We start from the raw sequence: 1,751 nt of genomic DNA, 5'->3' as shown, positions 1-1,751 counted from the left end.
CCCCGCCCCACCGCACCGACCGCATCGCCGCCCTGCTCGCGGAGAAGGACCGCTGGTCGGCCGCCGACATGCCCGCGATCCACACGGACACCCATCTCGCCTCCGCCGCGGCCCTGTTGGACCACCTCGCGGCGCTGACGGACCTGTCCCCCGCGGCTACCGCCCTCCGCGACCGCCTCCTGGCCTGGAACCGCCGGATGGACGCGGACAGCACCGACGCGGCCCTCTACGCGGCGGTGCGCGGAGCGGTCGTACGGCGTCTCGCCGCACACCCCGCCTTCGCCGCACTGGCCGTCCCGCCCGCCTACCCGGAGGTCCTCCTCCCCTGGCTCGCCCTGCTCCCCCGCATCGCCTTCGCCCTCGAACACCTGCTGCGGGCCGAGGAGTTGTACGGCGTCGACCGGCCCGCGGCGGTGGCGGCGGCCCTGGAGGAGGCGGCCGCCCGGCCGCCCGCCGCCCCCTGGGGCGCGAGCCACCGGCTCGCTCCCTGGCGGGCGCTGACCACCTCCTCGTACGACGAACCCGGTCTGTCCGGCGACCACGACTGTGTGCTGTGCACCTCGGCCGTGCCCGGGCTGACCGACCTGAGCGCGCGGGGCCCCGCCGCCCGCTACGTGTGGGACCTGGCGCGGCGGGAGGACAGCCGGTGGGTGGTGCCCTTCGGGGCCTCCGGTGTGCCCGGCTCGCCCCACCACCGCGATCAACTGCCCTTGTGGGCCGAGGGGGATCTCGTCCCGGTCGTCACCGACTTCGAGCAGCTCACCAAGGAGAGCGATGTCTGATCCGTACGAGGCCCGAGCCGCCGTCCACGAGCAGCGGCTGGACGGTTTCGGCTCCGTCCGGGTCCTGCCGCTGGACCCTGAGGCGGACGCGGAGGTCGTCCACCGCTGGGTGAGCGAGGAGCGGGCCGTGTTCTGGGGGATGAACGGGCTCGGCCGGGAGCAGGTCGCCGAGATCTACGCGCACATGGCCGCTCTCGCCACCCATCACGCCTTCCTGGTCGTCAGGGACGGCGACCCGGTGGCGCTGCTGCAGACCTACGAGCCTCAGGCCGACCGCGTCAGCGAGTGCTACGAGGTGCGGGAAGGGGACATCGGGGTCCATCTGCTGCTCGCGCCGGCGGGGGAGGCCGGTGCCCGGTCCGGGTGGTCCGGTTCGCTGCTCACGGCCGTGACGGCGTACGTCCTGCCGGGGCTCGGCCGGCGCCGGATCGTCGTCGATCCCGATGTGCGCAACGAGAAGGCGATCGCCCGTTTCCTGCGGCAGGGCTTCGAGGCGGGCCCGGTGGTCGTGCTGCCGGAGATCGACCTCCCCGACGTGCACCTGCCCGAGAAGACGGCTCAACTGGCATTTCTCGACCGGACGGTAGCCTTCCCCGGGTGACTCCCGAAGAGCTCATCACCCTCCCCCACGCTCGGCTTCGCTCGCGCGGGGGGACCCCCATCGGCCTGGAGCCGATCCCACGCGAGGGCGGCCTGTTCCGCCAGACCTGGGCGGGCCCCGAGCGACCCGACGGACGGCCCGAGGGGACGGCGATCGTCGCGCTGCTCACGGCGGACGACTTCTCCGCCCTCCACCGCCTGCCGACCGACGAGATCTGGCACTTCTACCTCGGCGACCCGCTCGAACTCCTGCTCCTCGCCCCCGACGGCACCTCCCGGACGACGGTCCTCGGGCCGGACGTCCTGGGCGGCCAGCAGATCCAGTTCACCGTGCCGGCCGGCACCTGGATGGGCGGGCGGGTCCTCGCG

The 1,751-nt window shown here is 74.1% G+C and carries 3 protein-coding genes; all 3 read left to right on the top strand.

The window, feature by feature from the left end:
* The coding region (locus GRC12_RS44165) for a penicillin acylase family protein (protein WP_208786053.1) at positions 1-782 on the top strand (782 nt) is incomplete at its 5' end.
* Positions 775-1,383: a GNAT family N-acetyltransferase gene (locus GRC12_RS44160; RefSeq protein ID WP_208786052.1), complete on the top strand. Its 609-nt coding sequence runs from the start codon at positions 775-777 to the stop codon at positions 1,381-1,383. The genes GRC12_RS44165 and GRC12_RS44160, both read left to right, overlap by 8 nt.
* On the top strand, positions 1,380-1,751 hold a 372-nt coding region (locus GRC12_RS44155), incomplete at its 3' end, for a cupin domain-containing protein (protein ID WP_439959962.1). The genes GRC12_RS44160 and GRC12_RS44155, both read left to right, overlap by 4 nt.

Source organism: Streptomyces griseorubiginosus (assembly GCF_017614965.1).
Classification (GTDB): Bacteria; Actinomycetota; Actinomycetes; order Streptomycetales; family Streptomycetaceae; genus Streptomyces; species Streptomyces griseorubiginosus_B.
This window is presented reverse-complemented; position numbering and strand designations above follow the sequence as displayed.

Coding starts and splice junctions, on each gene's coding strand:
- GRC12_RS44160 (WP_208786052.1), top strand. CDS start 775: ATGTCTGATCCGTACGAGGCCCGAGCCGCCGTCCACGAGCAGCGGCTG.